The following is a 21,268-nucleotide window of genomic DNA, read 5'->3' as shown; positions in this document are numbered from 1 at the left end:
ACAACGACAATCGTCAGGTACGCGCGGCGAGCGGCACGATCCGCCGGTACTTGCCGCCCGGCGACTGCTGCGGCGGCTCGTCCGCGCGGACCAGCGTCACGCCGTCGGCGCCCCGGTCGGCGAGCACCCGGCCGATCGCGTCGCGTACCGCGGGCCACACGTCACCGTCGCCGGACTCCAGCCGTACCAGGAGGGTGTCGGGCGCGGACTGGACCAGCTGGAACCGGTGCACCCCGGGCACCCGGTCCAGCGCCGTACCGAACAGCATGGGGGACACGCCGACCCGCCCACCCGTACGCGAGGAGAAGGTCAGCACGTCGGCGGCGCGGCCCTCGACCCGCAACGCCGGCATCGGGTTGCCGCACGGGCACGGGTCGGGCCGCATGACGACGCTGTCGCCGAGGTCGTACCGCAGGAACGGCTGGACGCGGTTGGCGAGGTTGCTGACCAGGACCGTGTGCGACGGCGTGCCCGGCGGTACCGGTCGGTGGTCGGCGTCGACCGGCTCCACGACCGCCCAGTCACTGTTCACGTGGTACCAACCGGCCGGGCAGCCGACGCTGAGGAACCCGCACTCCGTCGCGGCGTACGCGGCGCGCACCCGGGCACCGAACGCCGCCGCGAGCCGCTGGCGTACCTCGGCGGTGGACGTCTCACCGCCGGGAATCAGGATCGCCGGGTGGACACGCAGCCGGCCCGCCTCCTGCTCGGCCGCCAGCTGCGTCAGCATGCTGAGAAACCCCGCGATGCTGGCCGGATCGTACCGGTTGAGCGCGTCGACGAGCTCCGGCAGCGGCCGGTCGGTCGGGAACACCCGCATCAGCCCGCCCAGCCGCGGATGGTCCCGCTGGAACCGGCGGGTGCCCGCCACGGTGAAGAAGTGGCCGCCCGGCGCGGTCACGACCGCCGTACGCCCGCGCCGCACCACCAGCCGTACCAGGTCACGCGCGCCGAGCGCACCGCCCGCCCGCGCCGCGAGCGCGTTGGGCACCGCGAGGTTCCGCTCGTCCAGTACGAACAGCCCGCGCAGCCCACTGGTCCCCGAACTCGTCGCCACCAGGTACCGGTCCAGGAAGCGCGCGCCGACCAGCTCCGGATCCGCGACGAACTCCTCCACCCGCGCCCGCGTCACCTCCCGATCGGTGACCCAGTCGTCGAAGTGCGCCATCAGCATCGCCTTGTCCGTGACCGGAAGCAGCGTCGGATCGGCCACCCGCTCCGGCAGCCCCCGGTACAGTTCCCGGTGGTACGGCGAGCGCTCCCGCGCGTACGCCACCAGGTCGGCGAGGCGCTCCCGCTGCCGCCGCTCGACCGCCGCCGGCCCCTCCCGTACGTCCCGGCGGGCCGTACGGCGCGCCTCCCGGGTGAACCGCCGGATGTCCTCACTCATCGGGCCCGTCCCTTCCGAGGGCGGGTTCCGCCCGCCGCCAACAGTCCGTGCAGCGCCACGTCGACCGCCCGCTCCGTGGCCTGCCACAGCTCCGCCTGCGACCGTCCCTTGTGGACACTCGCGTACCCGGCGTGCTGGATCGCGCCCAACAATGCGCCCGTCATCGCCGCCGCCGTCACCGGATCCAGCTCCGGGAACGCCGCACACAACTCCTCCGCCATCCGCTGCTGCAACTCCAGCAGTACGTGCAGGCCGCGCACCTGGAGCGCCGGCGTGCTCAACGCCAACCGGGCCGCCGCCGACAACTCCACCGCGCCGCGCGACGGCACCCTCGGCCGCCGGTGCGCCGCGTACGTCCGGACCGCGCGCGCCAACGCCTCACCCGGCCCCTCCTCCGCACGACGCTCCGCGATCGCGCCGTACAAGACGTCGAGGTCCTGCCGCACGTCGTTGAACAGCACCTCGTCCTTGGTGCCGAAGTAGTTGAAGAACGTCTTCGGATCGACGTCCGCGGCCGCGGCGATCTGGGCCACCGTCGTCTTCTCGTACCCCTGCTCCTCGAACAGGCGGATCGCCGTGTCGACGATCCGCTGCCGGGTCAGGCGCTTCTTGCGGTCACGCCGGGACTCCTCCACGGCGACCAACGTACATCATCGGGAAAGTTCCAGCTACTGGAAAATGTTCGGAGGTTGGGGGTGGTGCGCCGGCGGCCGACGGGTGCGGGTTGCGGCGTGAGGTGGCGTGTGTCGCGCGCGGTGGCATGCGGTGAGTCAGGAATCGATTGTTCAACTGTCCAACTGTTGAACAATGAGACAGTTGAACAATTGAACAATCAGGAAAAGCGACAATTGCCCCACAGTCCACAGTCCACAGTCCACAGTCCACAGTCCACAGTCCGCCGGCTCCGCCCCGACCACGTCAGCCTGACGGCTCAGCGATCCACCGGAACCGGCTCAACCACACCGATCTCGACGCTCGTCGAACCGTGGGTGCGGCGAGCCGGTGTGCGCGGTCTGGTTGGCGATGGCGGTGCCGTGGCTCGCCGCCGTCGCCTGGGTCGGCCGCGAGGACGCCGGCCCGGTCCGCGACGCCGCCGGCCACGCTCTCGACACCGACCTGACGCGCGTGCTCACCGACACCGCGCTCGGCGGCACGATCCAGGCCACCCCCACCCCCGCGGCCCGCCGACGCCGCCCACCCGGCCAACTGAGTCCACTGTGGACAGTACGGGCGGGGTGCCGGCGTTCGGCGTTCCGGTCCGGTCGGGGGCGCGCCGTGGCTAGAGTCGGCACGACGGAACTACGGCGTCGTACCAGGGGGTTCGCGTGGCGGAGGCCGGCGGCGACATCGTCTTCCGGGACGTGCGGGTGTTCGACGGCCGGTCCGACACGCTGTCCGGGCCGAGCGACGTCGTCGTCTCCGGCAACCTGATCCGGTCGATCGCGCCCACCGCAGCCGATTCCGGCACCGACCCGACCACCCGCGTACTCGACGGCGGTGGCCGCGTCCTGATGCCCGGTCTCATCGACGCGCACACCCACATCGCCTTCGGTACGGTGCCGCTCGCGGCGGTGACGCTCGCGGCACCCGAGTACATCGCGGTGCGGGGTGGGGTGGCGGCGGGCGAGATGCTGCAGCGCGGGTTCACCAGTGCCCGCGACTGCGGCGGCCCGACGTTCGGCATCAAGCAGGCCATCGACGAGGGACTCGTTGCGGGGCCACGAATCTGGCCGTCCGGCGCGATGATCTCGCAGACCTCCGGGCACGGCGACTTCCGTGCCCCGTACGAGACGCCGCGCGGGTCGTGCGGCTGGCTCTCGCACAGCGAACTCGTCGGCGCCACCGCGATCGCCGACGGCACCACCGAGGTCCTGCGCGCCACCCGCGAACAGCTCCGCGGCGGCGCCAGCCAGATCAAGCTGATGGCCGGCGGCGGCGTCGCCTCCCCGTACGATCCGATCGACGTCACCGAGTACACCGAGCCGGAGCTGCGCGCCGCCGTGGACGCTGCCGCGAACTGGGGCACGTACGTGCTGGTCCACGCGTACACGCCGCGGTCGGTGCGGCAGGCGCTGCACGCCGGGGTGCGGTGCGTCGACCACGGGCACCTCCTCGACGAGGAGACCGTCGCGCTGATCGCCGAGAAGGACGCGTGGTGGAGCCTGCAACCGTTCCTCGACGACGAGGACGCGATCCCGATCCCGAGCCCCGCCGGCCGCGCCAAGCAGCTCGCCGTCGTACACGGCACCGACATCGCGTACGAGCTGGCCCAGCGGTACCAGGTGCGCCTGGCGTGGGGGACCGACACGCTGTTCGACGCGAAGCTCGCCACCCGGCAGGGCGCGCAGCTCGCCAAGATGACCCGCTGGTTCACCCCGGCGCAGGTCCTGCGGATGGCCACCTCGGCCAACGCGGAACTGCTCGCGATGAGCGGCCCGCGCAACCCGTACCCGGGGACGCTCGGGGTGGTCGCCGAGGGGGCGCTCGCCGACCTGCTGCTCGTGGACGGCAACCCCCTCGACCGCCTCGACCTGCTCGCCACCCCGGAGACCTCGCTGGTGGCCAGCATGAAGGACGGCGTGCTGTACAAGAACCTGCTCTGAGGAACGCCGGTCCTCAGTCGAGGTCGCGGAGCCGGCGGACCGGACCGGCCAGCAGCACCGCCGGTACGGCGAAGGCCAGGGCACAGGTCAGCGCCACCGCGCCGCGGTTGCCGAGCAGCGTGGCGACGCCGCCGGCGGCGAGCGCGCCGAGCGGGATCGCGCCCCAGGACACGAACCGGACCGTGGCCATCACCCGGGACAGCAGCTCGGGCGGTGTCGTGGTCTGCCGGTGCGTACGGGTGAGGACGCTGAGGACCACGACCCCGCCCGCGTACCCGGCGTTGCCAGCGGCGAACGCGAGGAGTCCCCAGCCGTGCCCGGCGACCGGCATCAGCAGCGCGAGGACCGCACCGGCGAGGCTCGCGCCCACCAGCGCCCGACCGGTACCGACACGGCGGGCGAGCCGCGGGGTGAGTGCGGCGCCGACGAGGCTGCCGATCCCCTCGGCGGCCACCAGTACGCCGACCAGCCCGGCCGACGCGCCGAGCGAACGGACCAGGTACACGGGGGTGAGGGCGAGCAGCGCGCCGCACACGAAGTTCGCGAGGGTCGCGGCGGCGACGCAGGAGCGCATCACTCGGTGGCGCGTCACGTACCGGAGGCCGGCGGCGATCATCGCGAGCGGCGGATCGCGCCGTACGGCGGCGGTGTCGCGCGCGGGCCGCGGCATGCCGGCGAGCAGCACCGCGGAGACCAGGTAGCTGGCCACGTCGACGAGCAGGCTGCCGACCCCGCCGACCGCCTGTACCAGGATGCCGCCGAGCGACGGCCCGCTGAGCTGGGTGACGGCCTGGGTGCCGGAGGTGAGGCTGTTGCGGGCGGTGAGCTGCCCGGCGGGCACGATCGCGGGCAGCAGCGTGGCGTTGCCGACGAAGAACACGACGCCGGCGAGGCCGACGACGAGCGCGACGACGACGAGCTGCGGCAGCCCCAGCACCCCGAACACCGCCGCGACCGGTACGGACGCCAGCGCGGCGGCCCGCACCAGGTCCATCGCGACCTGCGTGCCGCGCAGCGGTAGCCGGGCCACGAGGACGCCGGCGGGCAACCCGATGAGCAGCCATGCGACGTACCCGGCGGCGGTGATGAGGCTGACCTCGAACGTGCTGGCGCCCAGCACCTGCACGGCAACGAGCGGCAGCGCGACCGCGGTGACGGCGTCGCCGACGCTGCTGACCGTCGAGGCCGTCCAGTACCGCCAGAAGGTGGTGGCCGCGCGGTGACGCTTTCGTTCGATGGTCGCCACGGGCCACCCCTCGACTAGTAAGTTCCCAATGGGAACTCACTATAATGGGGGCGGCGGGGGTGAGACGATGCGGTATTCCGAGCTGGCGGGCGACGACTGCGCGATCGCGCAGGCGCTCGGCGTCGTCGGCGACTGGTGGACCCTCCTCGTCGTACGCGACGTCGCCGGCGGCACGCACCGCTTCGACGCGCTCGCCGCCGGCCTCGGCGTCAGCCGCAAGGTCCTCGCCCAGCGCCTCGCCGCGCTCGTCGACCACGGCGTCCTGGCCACCCGGCGCTACTCCGAGCATCCGCCGCGCCACGAGTACCACCTGACGGCGGCGGGGCAGGGGCTGCTGCCCGTGCTGATCGCCCTCCAGAACTGGGGCACGCGGTACGTGTCGGGCGACGGCAGCCTCACCGCCACCGGCGCCGAGGGCTCCGCCGAGGTACGCCACGCGCACGCGCTGGTCGGCACCCGCGTACCGGAGCTGCGGCTCGGACACGGCTCCGACGGCCTCGACCCGGTCGCCGGCACCCCCTGGACGGTGCTCTACTGCTTCCCCGGCGCGTACCCGCCCGACACCCAGGGGTACCCGCCGGGCTGGTCGGCGATCCCCGGTGCGCCGGGCTGCACGCTGGAGTCCCGGACGTACCGGGACCGGGCGGGGGAGTTCGAGCGGCGCGGGGTGAGCGTGCGCGGGGTGAGCACGCAGCGGGTCGACCAGCTCGACGCGTTCGCGGAGTACGAGGGGATCCGGTTCCCGCTGCTGTCGGACGCGGAGCTGGGGCTGGCGGCGGCGTTGCGGCTACCGACCTTCCGGGCCGCCGGGGTGGACCGGTTGAAGCGGCTGACGCTGCTCGTCGACCGGGGCCGTACGGTCCGCGGCGTGCTCTACCCGGTCGCCGACCCGGCCGGTTCGGTCGGCGACGCGCTCACCCTGCTCGACGCCCTCGACGGGCGCTGACGCCCGCCCCGCTCGACTGGCCCGACGCGCATCGCGCTCGACGGGTCCCGACCGCCCAGAGCGTCGCGCACGTGCCGCCCGCGGCGAGCAGGTCGTCGTGCGTACCGGACTCGGCGACGCGGCCGGCGGACAGCACCACGATCCGGTCCGCGGCGGCCCGCGTGAACCGGCGCTGCGACCTCGATTCCCCGGTGTCACCGCACGCCCGCGGCCAAACCCCGTTGGCCGCAACGGAAACCAGCGACCAACGAAGCCCGCGGTCGCATCCACCGCGGCGTCCGTCACCCGTGGCATCCAGCCCCGCAGGTCGGGCCGAAACATTCGATGCGTCGGTTCACGTCGAGGCATCCCGGTGCGGAAACCGTTGGGGGAAAACGGATCCATCCTGCAACGGGGTACGCCCGGCAACCGTTGCTGCCCGTGTGGGCAGCCACCCCGCACCGGCGGAACCCGACCCGCGGCGTCGGCGCTGGAGTACCGGAAGGGTTGGAGCGCTCAGGGGACGAGGAGGACGGGGCAGTCGGCGTGCCGGGCGACGCGGTCGCCGATGCTGCCGACGAGGGAGCCGAGCAGGCCGCGCTGGTGCATGCCGGTGAGGATGAGGTCGGCCTGGTGCTTGCCGGCGAGTTCGAGGATCGCCCGGGGCACTTCGGTGCGCATGGCGTCGGCGACGTCGGCCTCGGCGGTGACGCCGGCGGCGGAGAGTACGGCGAGGGCCGTGTCGACGACCTCGTCGGCGGTGCGGGCGTCCTCCTGGACGATGGTGGCTCCGGTCGGTACGGCGCCGGGTACCGGCATGTCGGCGTCGATCGCCCGTACGTGCAGGACGACGACGCGGGAGCCGAGTCCCGCGGCGAGGTCGGCGGCGTGCGCCACCGTCCGCGTCGAGTCGTCCGACCCGCCGACCGCCACGACGATCGTCCGGTACATCGCGCCTCCCAGCTCCGAGCCTGCGGGACGCGACGTACAACCGCCGGGTCGCGTCCACCCTGTCGACCGACTCGTACCCGCCGGGCCCGGATTTCACGCCTGGCCGGCCCCGTCGCCCGCGGTCGGCGGTCCACCGATCGCGACAGATCCCTTGCTACGTAAGGGAACGATCAGGGGAGGATCGAGTCGACATAGCCGCCGTCGACGCGCAGCGCGCCGCCGGTGGTGGCGGACGCGGCGTCGGACGCCAGGTACGCGACGAGGTTGGCGATCTCGGCCGGTTCGATGAGCCGTTCGATCAGCGACAGCGGCCGGTGGGTGCGCATGAACTCGCGCTGCGCCTCGTCCCACGGCAGCTCGTCACCGACGAGTTCGGCCACGAACGACTCGACGCCGGCGGTGTGGGTGGGCCCGGCGATGACGCTGTTGACGGTGACGCCGGACCCGCGCGCGGCCTTGGCGAACCCGCGCGTCACGGACAGCAGCGCCGTCTTCGTCATCCCGTAGTGGATCATCTCTTCCGGTACGACGACCGCGGAGTCGCTGGCGATGCTGATCACCCGGCCCCACCGCCGCGCCATCATGCCCGGCAGGTACGTGCGGATCAGGCGTACCGCGGACAGCACGTTGACCTCGAAGTACCGGAGCCACTCGGCGTCGTCGATCTCCAGCGCCGGGCGGGCGCCGAAGATCCCGAGGTTGTTGACGACCACGTCGAGCGCGGGAAACCGTTGCGCCAGTTCGGTTGCGCCGGCCGCGGTGGCGAGGTCGGCGGCGACCGGCGTGACCTCCGCGGCGGGTACCCGGGAGCGGAGGTCACGCGCCGCCGCGTCGGTACGGCCGGGGTCGCGGCCGTTGACGACGACGTGCGCGCCGCAGTCGGCGAGGCGTTCGGCGATGGCGAGGCCGATGCCCTGGGTGGATCCACTGACCAGGGCGGTACGTCCGGACAGGTCGATGTGCACGGCGCTCCTCGGCTCGGTCATGGCCGGTCCGCCGCCGGCCCGTGCACCACGCTAGGCGGACCGCGGCGGCGCCGGGACCGGTTCGCGTACTACGCCCCGGCGCGCCGTCGCCGCAGCGACCCGACCGCGTGACGGATCAGCGGACGACGTCGAAGACGTTCTTCTGGACGCCGTTGGAGTACGCCTCGGACTCGACGAGCCGGAGCTTCTGCGCGTCCTTGTCCGTGTCGCTGAACAGCCGCTTGCCCGCGCCGAGCAGCAACGGGAACACGAGCAGGTGGTACCGGTCGATCAGGCCGGCGTCGGACAGGCCGCGGTTGAGGGTGGCGCTGCCGTGCACGATGATCGGGCCGCCGTCGGTCTCCTTCAGCGCGGCGACGTCGTCCAGGCTGCGCAGGATGGTGGTCTCGCCCCAGTTCGACACCAGGTCGCCGTCGCCGAGCGTGCTCGACACCACGTACTTCGGCATCACCTTGTACTCGGCGAACTCGGCCATGTCCGGCCACACCGGGCTGAACGCCTGGTAGCTGACCCGGCCCAGCAGCATCGCCGCGGACTCCTGCTGCTCCCGCCCCTTGATCTCGTACGCCTCCGGCACGAACTCGACGTCCTTGAACGTCCAGCCCGCGTTCCGGTAGCCGCTCTCGCCGCCGGGCGCCTCGACGACGCCGTCGAGCGAGATGAAGGCCGTGCTGATCAGTGTGCGCATCTCCGTGTCTCCTCATGATCTCGTGGCCGGTGCCCGCCCACGCCGGCCCGCTCCGCGGCGGCCCGTTCGTCCATCACCACGGCAGACGACGCGGCACCGGTGAACTCATCGCCCGGCCCCGCCTCAGTCCGCGGCCTGCGCGAACCGCAGCACGTTGCCGTACGGGTCGATCACCTCCAGCGTCGGCCCGCCCGGCGCGTCCGCCGCCACCCCGGGCCGCAGCGGCGCGTCGGGCTTCGCGCGCAGCTCGGCGTGCAGCGCGTACACGTCGGTGACGGGGATCCAGACGACGCCGTGCGGGCTGCCGTCGCCGTGGTGCTCGGACAGGTGCAGGACCGTCCCCGCGCGCGAGACCTGCACGTACAGCGGGAGGCCGGGTTCGAAACGGTGCTCCCAGTCGAGCGTGAAACCGAGGTAGTCGACGTAGAACGGCAACGCGGTCGGCACCGACATCACCCGCAGCACCGGTACGCCCGGCCCGGACGCCGGCGCGGTGCGCCCGAGCGCCGCGGCCAGCACGGTCCAGTCGCGGCTGCCGAACTGGTGGGCGACGAGTTCCAGGGCGAGGCCGTGCGGCACGGCGAACCCGGCGGCGGCCAGGTCCTCGCGCAGCAGCCGGGCGAGCCGCTCGACGTGGTCGGTGGTGGGAGACGTCATCGCAGTCGGCCTTCCCCGCGGACTGTGCCGCCGATGCTCGCGTTGTCGGTCGGTGCCGCGGTCGGCGGAGCGCCGCCGCCGGTGGTCCGGTCGGTGCGTTCACCACACCCGGAGGCGCGAGCGCCCGGCTGCACCGGGCCGCCTTTTCCTGACGCCGGCTCGCTCCACGCTCGCTGCGATGAGCACCGGTGTCGGGCGCGGGTGCGGCCATCATGCTAACCGGCCACGCGGGAGTACCGGGGGATTCCGCGGTCGGTCAGTGCTCGGGGTCGTCGGGCCGGAGCAGCCGGGACGCGAGCACCGCCGCCTCGGTACGCCGGTGCAGGCCCAGCTTCGCGAGGATGCTCGACACGTAGTTCTTGACGGTCTTCTCCGACAGGTGCATCCGTCCCGCGATGGCCCGGTTGGTCAGGCCCTCGGCGATCAGGGTGAGGATGCGCGTCTCCTGCTCGGTCAGTTCGCGCAGCTCGTCCGGCTGCTCGGGACCGCGCCGGATCCGGTCCAGTACGCGCTCGGTCACGGCCGGGTCGAGCAGCGACTGGCCCGCCGCGACCCGGCGTACCGCGTCGACCAGGTCGGTGCCGCGGACCTGCTTCAGCACGTACCCGTGCGCGCCGGCCATGATCGCCGCGAACAGCGCCTCGTCGTCCTCGTACGAGGTGAGGATCAGGGCCCGGATCGACGGGTCGACCGACCGTACCTGCCGGCACACGTCGATGCCGTTGCCGTCCGGGAGCCGCGCGTCGAGTACGGCGACGTCGGGGCGCAGCGCGGGGATCCGGTGCACCGCCTGGACGGCCGACCCCGACTCGCCCACCACCTCGATGTCGCCCGCCGACTCCAGGAGCTCGCGCAGCCCGCGCCGGACCACCTCGTGGTCGTCCAGCAGGTACGCCCGGATCATGTCTCGATTTCTACCGGCGTACGACCGCGCTGACCAGCGCGAACGGCACGGTTCCCCCGGCCGGGGGCGTCCGGAAACGCCCGCGGCGGCCACCCTGTCGGCCGTTACCCCCGTTGCGGTGCGAAAGACCCGGGGGACAGGGCACAGTGAGGGTGCGGGGGTGGTGACGATGACGGATCCGGTACTCGTGGGCCTGGACGGCTCGGCGGCGAGCCGGCGCGCGGTGCGGTGGGCGGCGCAGGCCGCGGGACTGCGGCACCGGCCGCTGCGGATGATGACCGTGTTCCGCTGGCCGGTCGAGTCGTACACGGTGGCTCCGCGGGCGGAGATGCCCGACGAGGCCGGCGTACGCGACCAGGTCCGGGAGATGCTCGACGGCGAGGTCCGCGCGATCCGTGCCGCGCACCCCGACCTCGACGTACGCGGCGACTTCGTCGACGGCACCCCCGCCAAGGTACTGGTCGAGCAGAGCGCCGGCGCGACGCTGACCGTACTCGGCCAGCGCGGCGAGGGCGGACTCACCGGGCTGCTGCTCGGCTCGGTCGCCACCCAGGTCGCCACGCACGCCAGCGGCCCCGTCGTGGTGGTTCCGGACGAGGAGCCCGGCATCGGCCCGGTCGTCGTCGGCGTGGACGGCTCCGAACTGTCCGAGCCGGCGATCGGGTTCGCGTTCGAGGAGGCCTCCTGGCGGCGGGTCGAACTCGTCGCCGTGCACGCGTGGGCGGCGCCCGGCTCGCACATCGAGCACGACCGGATCCCGCGCTTCTACAACCTCGACGAGGTCATCGCCGAGGAACGCCGCGTCCTGGCCGAGTCCCTGGCGGGCTGGCGCGTCAAGTACCCGGACGTGTCGGTGCGTCCGGTCCTCGCCCACGGCGCCCCGGTGCCCGAGTTGCTGAGCGAGTCCGCCGGCGCCCGCCTGCTGGTGGTCGGTTCCCGGGGGCGCGGCGGGTTCGCGGGGCTGCTGCTCGGATCCACCAGCCGGTCGCTGCTGCACCGCGCCACCTGCCCGGTCGCCGTCGTCCGCCGCTGACCCGCAATCCATTGGTACGCAAGGGAAAGCGATCAGAGGGGGATCTGCCAGCGGAGGACGGTGCCGGGTGCCGCGGAGGCGAGGGTGAACGCGCCGCCGCGTTCCTCGGCGCGCTGCCGCAGGTTGGCCAGCCCGCCGGTCTCGGTGGCCTCGCCCATCCCGGTGCCGTTGTCGGTGACGCGCAGGACGAGCCGGCCCGGCTCCGCGATCAGTTCGACGTGTACGTCGGTGGCGGCGGCGTGCCGGCTCACGTTCGACAGCGCCTCCCGGAGTACGGCGAGCACGTCGGGTCGCACGTCCTCCGGTACGAGGGTCTCCACCGGGCCGGCGAGGGTGAGGCGCGGCGCGAAGCCGAGCGACTGTTCGGCCTGCGCGACCAGGCCGCGCACCGCCCCGCGGAACGGCCCGGACTCCGCGCCGCGCAACTGGAAGATGGTGCCGCGGATGTCCCGGATGGTGGTGTCGAGGTCGTCGATGACCGCGTCGATCCGTTGGTGTACCTCGGGTTTGACGGTGATGCGGTCGGCGATCGCCAGTTGCGTACCGGCGGCGAACAGGCGCTGGATCACCACGTCGTGCAGGTCGCGCGCGATGCGTTCGCGGTCGGACAGGATCGCCAGCAGCTCGCGCTGGTCCTGCGCGCGGGCCCGTTCCAGCGCGAGCGCGGCCTGCCCGGCGAACGTCTCCGCCAGCGCCACGTCCGACTCGGCCGGCCCCAGACTGTCCTTCGGGTACGTCACGACGAGCGCGCCGAACACCCGGGGCCCGGACGCCAGCGGTACGAGCAGGCTCGGCCCGGTGGGTACGGAACCGGCCCAGTCCGCGACCCCGGCCAGGTCGTCGACGAGCGCCACCTGACCCTTCGGCGCGGAGCCGAGCGCGCCGCCGGTGCCGGGCACGGTGGCACCCAGCAGCGGGCGGCCGGCCTCGCCGGACACCACCTCGACGGTCAGCTGCCGGGCGGCATCGTCGGCCAGGAGTACCAGGGCCATCTGGGCCTCGGCGACCTCGCGGGCCCGGTCGGCGACGAGTTGCAGGGCGGGGCGGCGCTGCACCTCGCCGAGGAGTACGGCGGTGATCTCGGTGGTCGCGGACAGCCAGCGTTGCCGGCGCTGCGCCTGCTGGTAGAGCTGCGCGTTGTCGATCGCGGCGCCCGCGGCCACCGACAGCGCCACCACCATCTGCTCGTCCTCGGCGGTGAACTCGTCGCCGTCGCGCTTCTCCGTCAGGTACAGGTTGCCGAAGACGTGGTCGCGGATCCGTACCGGCACGCCGAGGAACGTGCGCATCCGCGGATGGTTCGCGGGGAACCCGAACGCGGCCGGATGCGCCGCGATGTCCGGCATCCGGATCGGCTGCGGATCGTCGATCAGCAGCCCGAGTACGCCGTGGCCGCTGGGCAGGTCGCCGATCCGGCCGCGCTGCTCGTCGCTGATGCCGAGGGTGATGAAGTCGACCAGCCGTCGCCGGTTCGGGTCGATCACGCCGAGCGCGCCGTACCGGGCGTCGACGAGGTCGCAGGCGGACCGGACGATCCGCTGGAGCGTCGAGCGCAGGTCCAGATCGGTACCGATGCTGACGACCGCGTCCAGCAGGATGCGCAACCGTTCCCGGCTCGCCGTGACCTCGCCGACCCGGTCCAGCAGTTCCTGGAGCAGGGTGTCGAGCCGCACCCGGGACAGCGGGTGGAAGCCCAGCGACCGGGGCGACGGCTCGGGGTCACCAGCGGGCGGCGTACCGACCATGGTCCGACGCTACCGAGCGGACGTGCCGCGTGGTGGGGATCGGGCCACCCTCCGGGGGAGACATCGGGCAAACGTCGGACACGCCCTCACCCGGAGGGGGGAACGGCCGGGCTCAGTCGGCGCGGTCGACGACGGCGGGCGGCGGGCGCCGCGGCGTCGTCGGCGACGGGCGCGACGGGTACCCGATCCGCAGCACCAGGTACGGCGCGCCGAGCCGGTCGATCAGCCGCCGCAGCCGGGCCCGCATCGCCGGTACCTCGAAGGGCTGCGAGTAGAGCGAGACGGCCAGGCCGGCCTCCGTCGCGGCCAGCAGTACGGCCTGCAGCGCGCGGCCGACGGTGATCTGGTCGGCGGCCCGCTCACCCGGCCCACCGAGTACGGCAAGGAGTGGTTCGGCCTCGAAACCGCGCCCCGGCCGCCGGGTGCGCCCGCCGTAGTCCCGGCCGCGCAACGGATCGCCCACCTCGGGGCGGATCCCCGCCGAGGCCGTCGGTACCCCGTCGTCGGTGTGCGGGTCGCGCCGCACCCATGACGCCAGCTCCGCCCGGTACGCCGGGTCGGCGGACAGCGTACGGTCCGCCTCGGCGACCATCGCGCCGATCCGGCGCCGGCGATCCGCGTCCGTGATCACCGTCAGCCAGCCGTGCTCCGCCCGCGCCACCTCACCCAGCGCCCAGTACTGGCCGGGCTGCACCGGCACGTCGTCCCGGAACGGGTACCGGTTGGTGCGCCGCCGCGGGATCGCCGCGTACCCGGCGCGTTCCCGCGGCGTGGCCGGTCGCGCCTGGCCGGGCCGCAGCCGGGCGACCAGGTCGGGGTCGGACCGGTCCGGCAGCACCGTCACGTCCGCCTCCCGCCCCAGCAGCACCGGGAACGCCAGCGTCAGGTTGTGCACCGCCGCGCCGCACGCGATGCGGGCCGCGGACCCGTCCGGGTCGGCCACGTCCAACCGCCGCGCCGGATCCAGCCGTACGTCGACCCGGTCGGCACGTACCACGAACCGCCACGGCTGGCTGTTGTGCAGCGACGGCGCCCTGATCGCCGCCGCGACCGCCGTGACCAGCCGTTCCACCGTCTCCGCCGCCGTACGGTCCGCGTCGGCCGCCGACGCCCGGCTCCGCCCCGCCCCGCCCCCGCCGCGACGGTCCCGGGCCGGCACGGTGCGTACCGGTGGGGGAGCGGCGATGTCGTCGGTCTGGTGGGCGAGGGCGTGCGCGGCGCCGAGCAGCTCCGGATCGCCCGGATCGCCGTGCTCGGCCCGCTCCCGCAGCTCCACCAGCTGCCGCCACAGCGCCGCCGGATGCGACTGCTCGGCACCGGAACCCTGCCGTTGCAGGTCCCGTTCGACCCGCCGGAGCAGGTCCCGCAGCTCACTCATCGTCCCCCCTCGCTGATGCGTCAACCCTCGGCCGGTACGCCCACCGCGCGGGCGACCAGCACCGGGCACGGCGCGTGGTGCAGCAGCGCCTGACCGACCGAGCCGAGCAGCAGCCCGCGGAACCCGCCGCGCCCGCGGGAACCGGCCACCACCAGGCTCTCCGCGTCGAGCAGCGCGAGCAGCGCCGCCGCCGGCGGACCCGTCACCAGCCGCTCCTCGACCTCCACCGCCGGGTACTTCTCCCGCCACGGCGCGACCGCCTCGCCGATCACCCGCCCACCGGGATGCGGCTCGTACGGCATCGGCTGCCACACCTGTACGGCCAGCAGCGGCACCCGCCGCATCGCCGCCTCCGCGAACGCGCACTCCACCGCGTACGTCGCGCCGGGTGAGCCGTCCACCCCCACCACGATCCGGGCCGGCGACGTGTGCAGCGCCGACGTGCCCGGCGGTACCACCAGCACCGGCGCGTACGCGTGCGCCGACACCTGCGTACTGACCGAGCCGAGCAGCAGGCCGCGGAAGCCGCCGAGCCCGCGCCGGCCGAGTACCACCAGGTCGGCCTCGGCCGACTCGGCGACGAGCCGGTGCGCCGGGTTCCCGTCGTACAGGTACGCCGACACCGACAACTCGGGCGACAGCGCGCGGACGTAGTCGTACCGGTCGTCGAGGATCCGACGCCCCTCGGTACGCAACTGCTGCAACACCTCGACACCGGCGACGGACCGGGCCGCGGCATCCTGTACCGGCCAGTCCACCACGTGCAACAGCCGCAGCGGCAGCCGGCGCAGCCGCGCCTCATCCGCCGCCCAGCCGACGGCCACCTGGCTCGCCGGCGACCCGTCCACTCCGACCGTGACGCACCTCTGCCTCATGGCGACCCCCCTCGGGACCATGGTCACCCGCGGTACGCCCCGGCGCACAGGGTCCAACCACCCGGCGACCCGGGCCGAAAGGCACCGAATGCCCGCCGCCCGCCCCAGCCGACCCGGCTCACCGTGCCGGTCCGGGGCGGGCGTGGCTGTGGCCCGATCAGGATGGCCGCGGTCCAGCTCGGCCGGCCGGTCCCGGCGGGCGTGGCCGGCCGCGGCTCAGGCGGTGGCGCGGGTGTCGTCGGCGGCGCGCTCCGCGCGGGTCACCAGGTCACCGAACGTGGCGGTCGCCGCGTGCGAGTGGGCGCCGTCGGCGAACACCCGCTTGTCGACGAGGACCGCCTGCCCGATGAACGGTTCGAGGATGCCCGCCATCCGGATCGGCGCGGCGATGATGAGCTGGAAGCCGAAGTCGTCGAACGCGGCGAGCGCCTGCCGGGAGAACTCCTCGTCCGACTTGCTGAACGCCTCGTCCAGCATCAGCGGCGCGAACCGGGGGAGCCCGTCGCCGTCCGGGTCGGCCAGGTTGTAGCTCAGCGCCGCCGCCAGACAGAACGCGACCAGCTTCTCCTGCTCGCCACCCGAGTTCGACGACGTGTTCCGGTACGTGTAGTGCACCTGGCCGTCGCCGTCGACCTCCTGACCGTAGAACACGTACCCGGTGCGCACGTCGAGCACGTTCGTACGCCAGCGGCGGGCCTCCGGTGTCGGCGCCGTGAACCGCGCCATCAGCGCCTGCACCCGCTGGAACTGGGCGAGCAGCCGCGCCGGGTTGCCGCGCGCCGCCGGCGCCTGCCCGAGCAGCGTGTCCACCATCGACCGGAACTCCCGCACGTCCGGCGACGGGTTCGCCCGGTACGCGATCTGCAGGTAGCGCCCGGTGTTGAACTCGACGCGCCGCAGCCCGGCGTTGACCATGTCGATGCGGCGCCGGATGTCGGCCGTGGCGTTCTCGATCGCGCGTTGCAGCACGCTGATCGACGGCACCATGTCCTCGCTGATCATCCGCTGGAACTGGGCCATCGCCTCGGGCAGCCGACGCTGCACGATGTCGGCGTGCAGCGCGGCGAAGTCCGCACCGGACGCGTCGAGGTCGCCGCTGGTGTCCGGCGCCGAGTCGGGCCACTGCTCCAGGAACCGGTCCAGTGCCGTACGCACCCGGGTGCGGGCATGGCTGCGGTCGGCGTCCGCCTTCTCCCGCCGGGCCGTCAGCTCCCGGCGCAGCGCCGACCGTACCGGCTCCACGTGCTGCGGGTCGACGGTCACCTCGGTCGCCGCGAACGCCTCGTCCAGGTACGCCCGCTCGGCGTCGTCGTCGACCCCGTGCGGCCGGTCCTGCTCCGCCTCCAGAATCGCGATCAGCGCCGCCTGCCGGGTGTTGTGCCCGCCGAGCTGCGCCTTCAGCGTCGCGCACTCCTCCAGCAGGTCCTTCCACCGCTGGTACGCGTCGTCGCGCCGGAGTTCGAGCTTGCCCAGGTCGGCGTCGTCGCTGCGGACCTCCGCGATCCGCTCCTCGATGCCCCGTACGGTGTCCGCGGACGCCCAGTGGTCGAGCTGCGTCCAGTCCAGGTACCGGCCGAGCTGCTCGCCGCAGCGCGCCGTCCGGTCCAGCGCGGTGCAGCGCCGGTCGACCGCGTCGGCCTCCTCGTCCGCGGCGCGCCGCCGCTCGCCGAGCGCCGCCGCCTCCTCGGCCAGGACGGCGATCTTCGCCGCCGTGTTCGCCCCCAGGATGTACGAGGAGCGGCTGGTCAGCTCGGCCCGGTCGTCCTTGCGGAACGTGTTGCCGGGCTGCTTGACCGTGCCGCGCAGGGTGACCGCGAGCTGGTGGCGCTCCAGCTCGTGCGCCGCGTCGACGCACACGTGCCCGAACCGCTTCGCCAGCTGGGCCGCCAGCCACCTGCCGCTCGGATGGTCGGTGTCCACGGTCAGCTTGCCGGCCAACGTGTCCGGCCCCGGCGTCACCGCCGCGGCCGCCGGCGCTACCACGCTGTACTCCAGCACGCCGCGCATGTCGTGCTCGTCGACGAACCGCATCACCGCCTGCTGGTGCCGCGCCGGTACGAGCAGGCGCAGTCCGAAGCCGCGCAGCACCTTCTCCGCCGCGGGACGCCAGCGTTCCTCGCCGTCGGCGACGTCGATCAGCTCCGCCGCGTACGCCAGCTCGTCGGCGGGAACGCCGGCGCCGCGGGCGATCAGCTCGCGCCGCTCCTGGTGCCGCGCCGGGATCAGCGACCGCGCCGACCGCAGCGCGGCCAGCTCCGCCTCCTTCGCCCGGTGCGCGTCCCGCGCCTTCGCCGCCGCCGAGATCAGCGGGTACCGCCGGGGTGCGAGCCGGGCGGCCTCGTTCGCGGCGTCGCGCAGCAGCGCGGTCAGCGACGCGTGCAGCCGGTCGAACCCGTCGCGGTCGGTCGGCGGCGCCGCCCCGATCTCCTCGACCAGCCGCGCGAACCCCTCGTACGCCTGCTCGCGGGTGCGGAACTCGGCCCGCGCCGTACGCAACTGGTCCTGCAACTGCTTGAGGACACCGCCGTCCGCGCGCAGCTGCGAGTCGAGCGACCGGTACTCCTCCTCGGCGGCCTCGGCCTGCTCCTGCGTCCCGGACAGCCGGGCGTCGAGCGCGCCGGTCAGCTCGTCGATGTCGTCGAGCGCCTCCCGGACGGCGCGCACCTGCACACCCCGCACGTACCTGTCCAGCGGGGCGCCGAGCAGCCGTTCGGCCATCGTCTGCTGGTGCCCCGACCGCTGGTACGTCTCCCACGCGGCGGGCAGGTCGTGCAGCACCTTCTCCTGCGCGTGTGCGCGCCGGGCCGTGTCGTACGCGTCGTTGAGGGGGTTGAACGTGTCCAGCATCTTGTCGGCGGCGGCGAACGTCTCCGGCTCGTCGAGCATGTTCCCGCCGATGAACATGTTCAGGTCGCCGACGTTCTTCATCGCCTTCGCCTTGCCCAGCAAGGACAGCGCGGCCGCGGAGGTGCCCAGCCCGATCCGCCGGGACAGCTCGCGCAGGAACCGCCCCTGCCCGTCGCACGGTACGCACGGGAACGCCGACCGCAGCCACCGCGTGTCGAACGTGCGCGCCGCCCACTCCTCCAGTACCGGCAGCTCGAACTGCCCGTCGTACAGGTGGAAGAGGGACTTCAGCGAGGAACCGTCCGTCTCCGCGCCGGTGAACCACTTGACCACGACCGCGGTGGTGACCGACCCCAACCCGTTGTCGTACGTCGCGGCGACGGCGGACCAGGTGGCCTTGCCGCCGCGCAGGTACCGGGTGCGGGCCTGCGCGTTGTCGTCGTTGGTCTCCGACCACGCGCCCCGCACGTAGTCCGCGACGCTGCGGGTGGCCTGCTTCGCGCCGCGCGCCGTCAGGTCCGCCGACGCGTTGAAGCGCTGGTCGTGCGTCGGCAGCAGTACCAGCGAGTGCGCGTCCATCAGCGACGACTTGCCCGACCCGGACGGCCCCGTGAACAGCACGCCGCGCTCGTCCACCGGGAAGTCCTTGTACCCGCTGAACGTGCCCCAGTTGACCACCTGGAGCCGGGTCAGCCGCACCTGCCCGAGATGGATCGTGCGCGCCCAGTCAGTCATCGTCGTCCTCCCCGGCGAGCCCACCGGCGATCGCCCGGTACCGCTCGGTCAGCGCCTCGACCCGGTCCGCGGTGAGCACCGACGTGATCACCGGCGAGATCAGGTACCGGTCGGTGCCCTTGATCTCCTTGACGATCGACGCCTCGTCCAGCGACCGGATCGCCGTGCGCACCTTCTTCTGGAACGCCGCCTCGTCGGTGTCCTCGGCCCGCTTGTACGCGAGCATGTGGTCGATCATGTCCGTGGTCGACACCACCGGATCGTCCGACGCCACCAGGTACTGCTGGTACAGGTAGAGGGCGAGGGCGCTGGCGGCGAGGCTCAGCGTGCGGGCGCGCAGCACCGTCCGGCTGTGCGGGCTCGGGTCGTCCGCCTGCCGGGTGAACGCGAACCGGTGCTCCCGGTTCACCTCCAGCACCAGCCCCAGCTCCGCCAACCGGCTCCGCAGCACCTGCTCGTACTGCAAAACGACCGGCCAGTGCTTCTTCGACTTGTCCGTGACGTGCGGCGCGGCCACCAGCTCCTGCAACGCCCAGCACACCTCCGGCGGCAGCTCGCTCGTGTCGCCGTCGAACCGGGGCTCCCGCGCCCGCTCCACGTGCGTGCCCACGCTGGGCGCGTGCTCGGAGAACACCTCGGTCGGGTCCAGCGCCGGCCCCGCCGGCCGGTCCTGCTCGGCGAACAGCGCGTCGTCGAACTCCTCAGGCATCCGCCACGACCCCCTCCAGCAACCCGCGCCGCCGGCCCGGATCGACCGCCGGATCCGGGATCGGCTCACCGAACAGCAGGTACGGCAAGGTGATCGCGCGCGGACCGCGGCCCGTGTGCACCACCGCCGTGGTACGGGCCGACAGGTCCGACGCGCCGTGCCTGTTCGCCAACGACCACAACCCGATCACGTCCCCCGTCCGTGGTTCCTCCACCAGCTCCAGTACCTCGGCGAGCGTCGCGTACCCGTCGTGGCGGTCCCGCGCGGTGTTCACCGCCCGGCGCAGCGCCGCCCAGTCGATCGACTCCGCGCCGACCAGCGCCGCCGGATCGATCGCGAACCCGCCGTCGTCCGCCAGCGGGTCCGGCGGCTCCGCCAACCCCTCGTGCAGCCGCAGCCGCCCCACCGACGTCGCCTCGACCCCCGCCGTCGGTACGGCGAAGCCCACGTCCCGGCCGCCGTGCGTCACCGCGAACGCCTCCGCCGCGGCCGCCTGCGCCTCCGCCACCCGGGTACGCATGCTGCGGTAGTGCGCGATGTCGCCGCCGCGGACGAAGTTGTTGATCCGCCGGAACGCCATGCCGCGCGCCTGCTCGACCTCCTTCACCCGCTGCCACATCGCGTCGATGAAGCCGGCCAGCGCCTCCGCCACCTCGCCCGGCAGCCCGTCGACCCGGGCCAGCACGTCGGTGATGTCGGACTCCAGCTGCGCCCGCTGCGACGGCGTGCCGATCAGCGTCGCGAACGCCCGGAACGCCTGCCCCTCCGGCGATTCCGCGATCACGTCGTGCCCCTCGAACATCCGCCGCAGCGACTCCGCGAACTCCGTCGCGTCCTCCGACAGGCTCTGCCGGATCAGCGCGACCGTGTTCGCCTGCATGCGCTCGCCGTAGCGCGCGATGTCCGCGGGGATCCGCTCCACCAGGTGCATCAGCGCCGACACCCGCTCCGCCAGCTCGGCGTGCGCGACGACCGGCGCCTCCCCGCGGTCCAGCGCCGCGCGCTGCTCGGTGAGTACCCGGATCTGGTCGTCGAGGGCGGCCCGGCGGGCGTCGAGATCCGGGTTGGCCTCGGTCGCGATCTGGTGCACGCCGGCCATCACCATCGCCAGCGCGGACTCCGTCGCCGTCGACGTGTGCCGGCGCAGCGTGCGCATCTGCCGCACCGCCTGCGCCGCACCGGCCGTCAGCTGGTACCGCTCGGAGCCGGTGTCCGGGTCGACCGTGCGGTGCACCCAGCCCTTCTTCGTCCACCGGGTGAGCAGCGCGTCGGGGTCGGGCGCCGGGCCGGCGTCGCCGGTCATCGGCTGCATCCGGGGCAGGTCGCGCTCGACGGCCGCGGCGAGCGTCCCGCCGTCGACGACCTGCCCGTCGCCCAGGTGCGCGGCCATCAGCGCCAGGTGCACCAGCGCGTCGCCCGACCGCAGCAGCGACATCGTCACGTCCGCCTCGGCGTTGCTGCTGAACTCGCGCAGCAGCTGCTCGGCGCTCCTACCAGCCACGAACGGTCACCTACCCGAAGCCCCCCGACAACCCTCCGGAGGATACGGGGTCGGTACGACACCGCGGGCGCGCCTTCGACATCCCGCCCGCCTCC

Annotated in this window: 17 protein-coding genes; 3 read left to right on the top strand and 14 right to left on the bottom strand. The window is 73.6% G+C overall.

Annotated elements, in window-relative coordinates; genetic code table 11:
* Positions 1–13 precede the first annotated feature (13 nt).
* Together Aru02nite_RS04290 and Aru02nite_RS04285 are read right to left on the bottom strand one after the other, a co-directional pair.
* Positions 14–1,390: a phenylacetate--CoA ligase family protein gene (locus Aru02nite_RS04290; protein ID WP_239076396.1), complete on the bottom strand. Its 1,377-nt coding sequence runs from the start codon at positions 1,388–1,390 to the stop codon at positions 14–16.
* Positions 1,387–2,025: a TetR/AcrR family transcriptional regulator gene (locus Aru02nite_RS04285; RefSeq protein ID WP_203655043.1), complete on the bottom strand. Its 639-nt coding sequence runs from the start codon at positions 2,023–2,025 to the stop codon at positions 1,387–1,389. Before Aru02nite_RS04285 ends, Aru02nite_RS04290 begins: the two co-directional genes overlap by 4 nt.
* Before the next feature lie 690 nt (positions 2,026–2,715).
* Here Aru02nite_RS04285 and Aru02nite_RS04280 point away from each other — a divergent pair.
* Complete coding sequence (locus tag Aru02nite_RS04280; RefSeq protein ID WP_239076395.1) at positions 2,716–3,993, top strand: metal-dependent hydrolase family protein; 1,278 nt, start codon at positions 2,716–2,718, stop codon at positions 3,991–3,993.
* Between the two features lie 13 nt (positions 3,994–4,006).
* On the opposite strand, the gene Aru02nite_RS04275 is transcribed toward Aru02nite_RS04280, so the two are convergent.
* Positions 4,007–5,239 (bottom strand): MFS transporter, encoded by a 1,233-nt coding sequence (locus Aru02nite_RS04275; RefSeq protein ID WP_239076394.1) that lies wholly within the window; start codon positions 5,237–5,239, stop codon positions 4,007–4,009.
* 67 nt (positions 5,240–5,306) lie between these two features.
* On the opposite strand from Aru02nite_RS04275, the gene Aru02nite_RS04270 reads away from it, so the two are divergent.
* Complete coding sequence (locus Aru02nite_RS04270) at positions 5,307–6,185, top strand: winged helix-turn-helix transcriptional regulator (protein WP_203655042.1); 879 nt, start codon at positions 5,307–5,309, stop codon at positions 6,183–6,185.
* 495 nt (positions 6,186–6,680) lie between these two features.
* Here Aru02nite_RS04270 and Aru02nite_RS04265 read toward each other — a convergent pair whose 3' ends face one another.
* From Aru02nite_RS04265 to Aru02nite_RS04245, 5 genes are all read right to left on the bottom strand, one after another.
* Positions 6,681–7,115 carry a universal stress protein gene (locus tag Aru02nite_RS04265; RefSeq protein WP_203655041.1) on the bottom strand — a complete coding sequence of 145 codons (435 nt, stop codon included), beginning with the start codon at positions 7,113–7,115 and terminating at the stop codon, positions 6,681–6,683.
* A gap of 170 nt (positions 7,116–7,285) precedes the next feature.
* Positions 7,286–8,101, bottom strand: coding sequence for an SDR family NAD(P)-dependent oxidoreductase (locus tag Aru02nite_RS04260; protein WP_203655040.1), 816 nt, complete (start codon positions 8,099–8,101; stop codon positions 7,286–7,288).
* Between the two features lie 115 nt (positions 8,102–8,216).
* The gene (locus Aru02nite_RS04255) at positions 8,217–8,789 is read right to left on the bottom strand and encodes a dihydrofolate reductase family protein (protein WP_203655038.1); all 573 of its coding nucleotides are present in this window, start codon (positions 8,787–8,789) and stop codon (positions 8,217–8,219) included.
* 123 nt (positions 8,790–8,912) lie between these two features.
* Complete coding sequence (locus tag Aru02nite_RS36425; protein WP_239076393.1) at positions 8,913–9,446, bottom strand: glyoxalase superfamily protein; 534 nt, start codon at positions 9,444–9,446, stop codon at positions 8,913–8,915.
* Between the two features lie 256 nt (positions 9,447–9,702).
* A complete protein-coding gene (locus Aru02nite_RS04245; protein WP_203655036.1) occupies positions 9,703–10,350 on the bottom strand; it encodes a response regulator in 648 nt (215 codons plus the stop codon).
* Between the two features lie 169 nt (positions 10,351–10,519).
* Between Aru02nite_RS04245 and Aru02nite_RS04240 the strand changes: the two genes are divergently transcribed.
* Positions 10,520–11,383, top strand: a complete 864-nt coding sequence (locus Aru02nite_RS04240) for a universal stress protein (RefSeq protein ID WP_203655345.1) — start codon at positions 10,520–10,522, stop codon at positions 11,381–11,383.
* A gap of 32 nt (positions 11,384–11,415) precedes the next feature.
* Here Aru02nite_RS04240 and Aru02nite_RS04235 read toward each other — a convergent pair whose 3' ends face one another.
* From Aru02nite_RS04235 to Aru02nite_RS04210, 6 genes are all read right to left on the bottom strand, one after another.
* The gene (locus tag Aru02nite_RS04235; RefSeq protein ID WP_203655034.1) at positions 11,416–13,128 is read right to left on the bottom strand and encodes a sensor histidine kinase; all 1,713 of its coding nucleotides are present in this window, start codon (positions 13,126–13,128) and stop codon (positions 11,416–11,418) included.
* 112 nt (positions 13,129–13,240) lie between these two features.
* Entirely contained in the window at positions 13,241–14,506 is a 1,266-nt protein-coding gene (locus Aru02nite_RS04230) for an Acg family FMN-binding oxidoreductase (protein ID WP_373324839.1), read from the bottom strand.
* Positions 14,507–14,526: 20 nt separating this feature from the next.
* Positions 14,527–15,381, bottom strand: coding sequence for a universal stress protein (locus tag Aru02nite_RS04225; protein ID WP_203655032.1), 855 nt, complete (start codon positions 15,379–15,381; stop codon positions 14,527–14,529).
* 216 nt (positions 15,382–15,597) lie between these two features.
* Positions 15,598–18,963: an ATP-binding protein gene (locus Aru02nite_RS04220; protein WP_203655030.1), complete on the bottom strand. Its 3,366-nt coding sequence runs from the start codon at positions 18,961–18,963 to the stop codon at positions 15,598–15,600.
* Positions 18,956–19,672: a DUF4194 domain-containing protein gene (locus tag Aru02nite_RS04215; protein ID WP_203655028.1), complete on the bottom strand. Its 717-nt coding sequence runs from the start codon at positions 19,670–19,672 to the stop codon at positions 18,956–18,958. The genes Aru02nite_RS04220 and Aru02nite_RS04215 overlap by 8 nt, the downstream gene beginning before the upstream one ends.
* The gene (locus tag Aru02nite_RS04210) at positions 19,665–21,173 is read right to left on the bottom strand and encodes a DUF3375 family protein (protein ID WP_203655026.1); all 1,509 of its coding nucleotides are present in this window, start codon (positions 21,171–21,173) and stop codon (positions 19,665–19,667) included. The genes Aru02nite_RS04215 and Aru02nite_RS04210 overlap by 8 nt, the downstream gene beginning before the upstream one ends.
* Between the last annotated feature and the right edge of the window lie 95 nt (positions 21,174–21,268).

The sequence above is a fragment of the Actinocatenispora rupis genome (assembly GCF_016861975.1).
Classification (GTDB): domain Bacteria; phylum Actinomycetota; class Actinomycetes; order Mycobacteriales; family Micromonosporaceae; genus Actinocatenispora; species Actinocatenispora rupis.
This window is presented reverse-complemented; position numbering and strand designations above follow the sequence as displayed.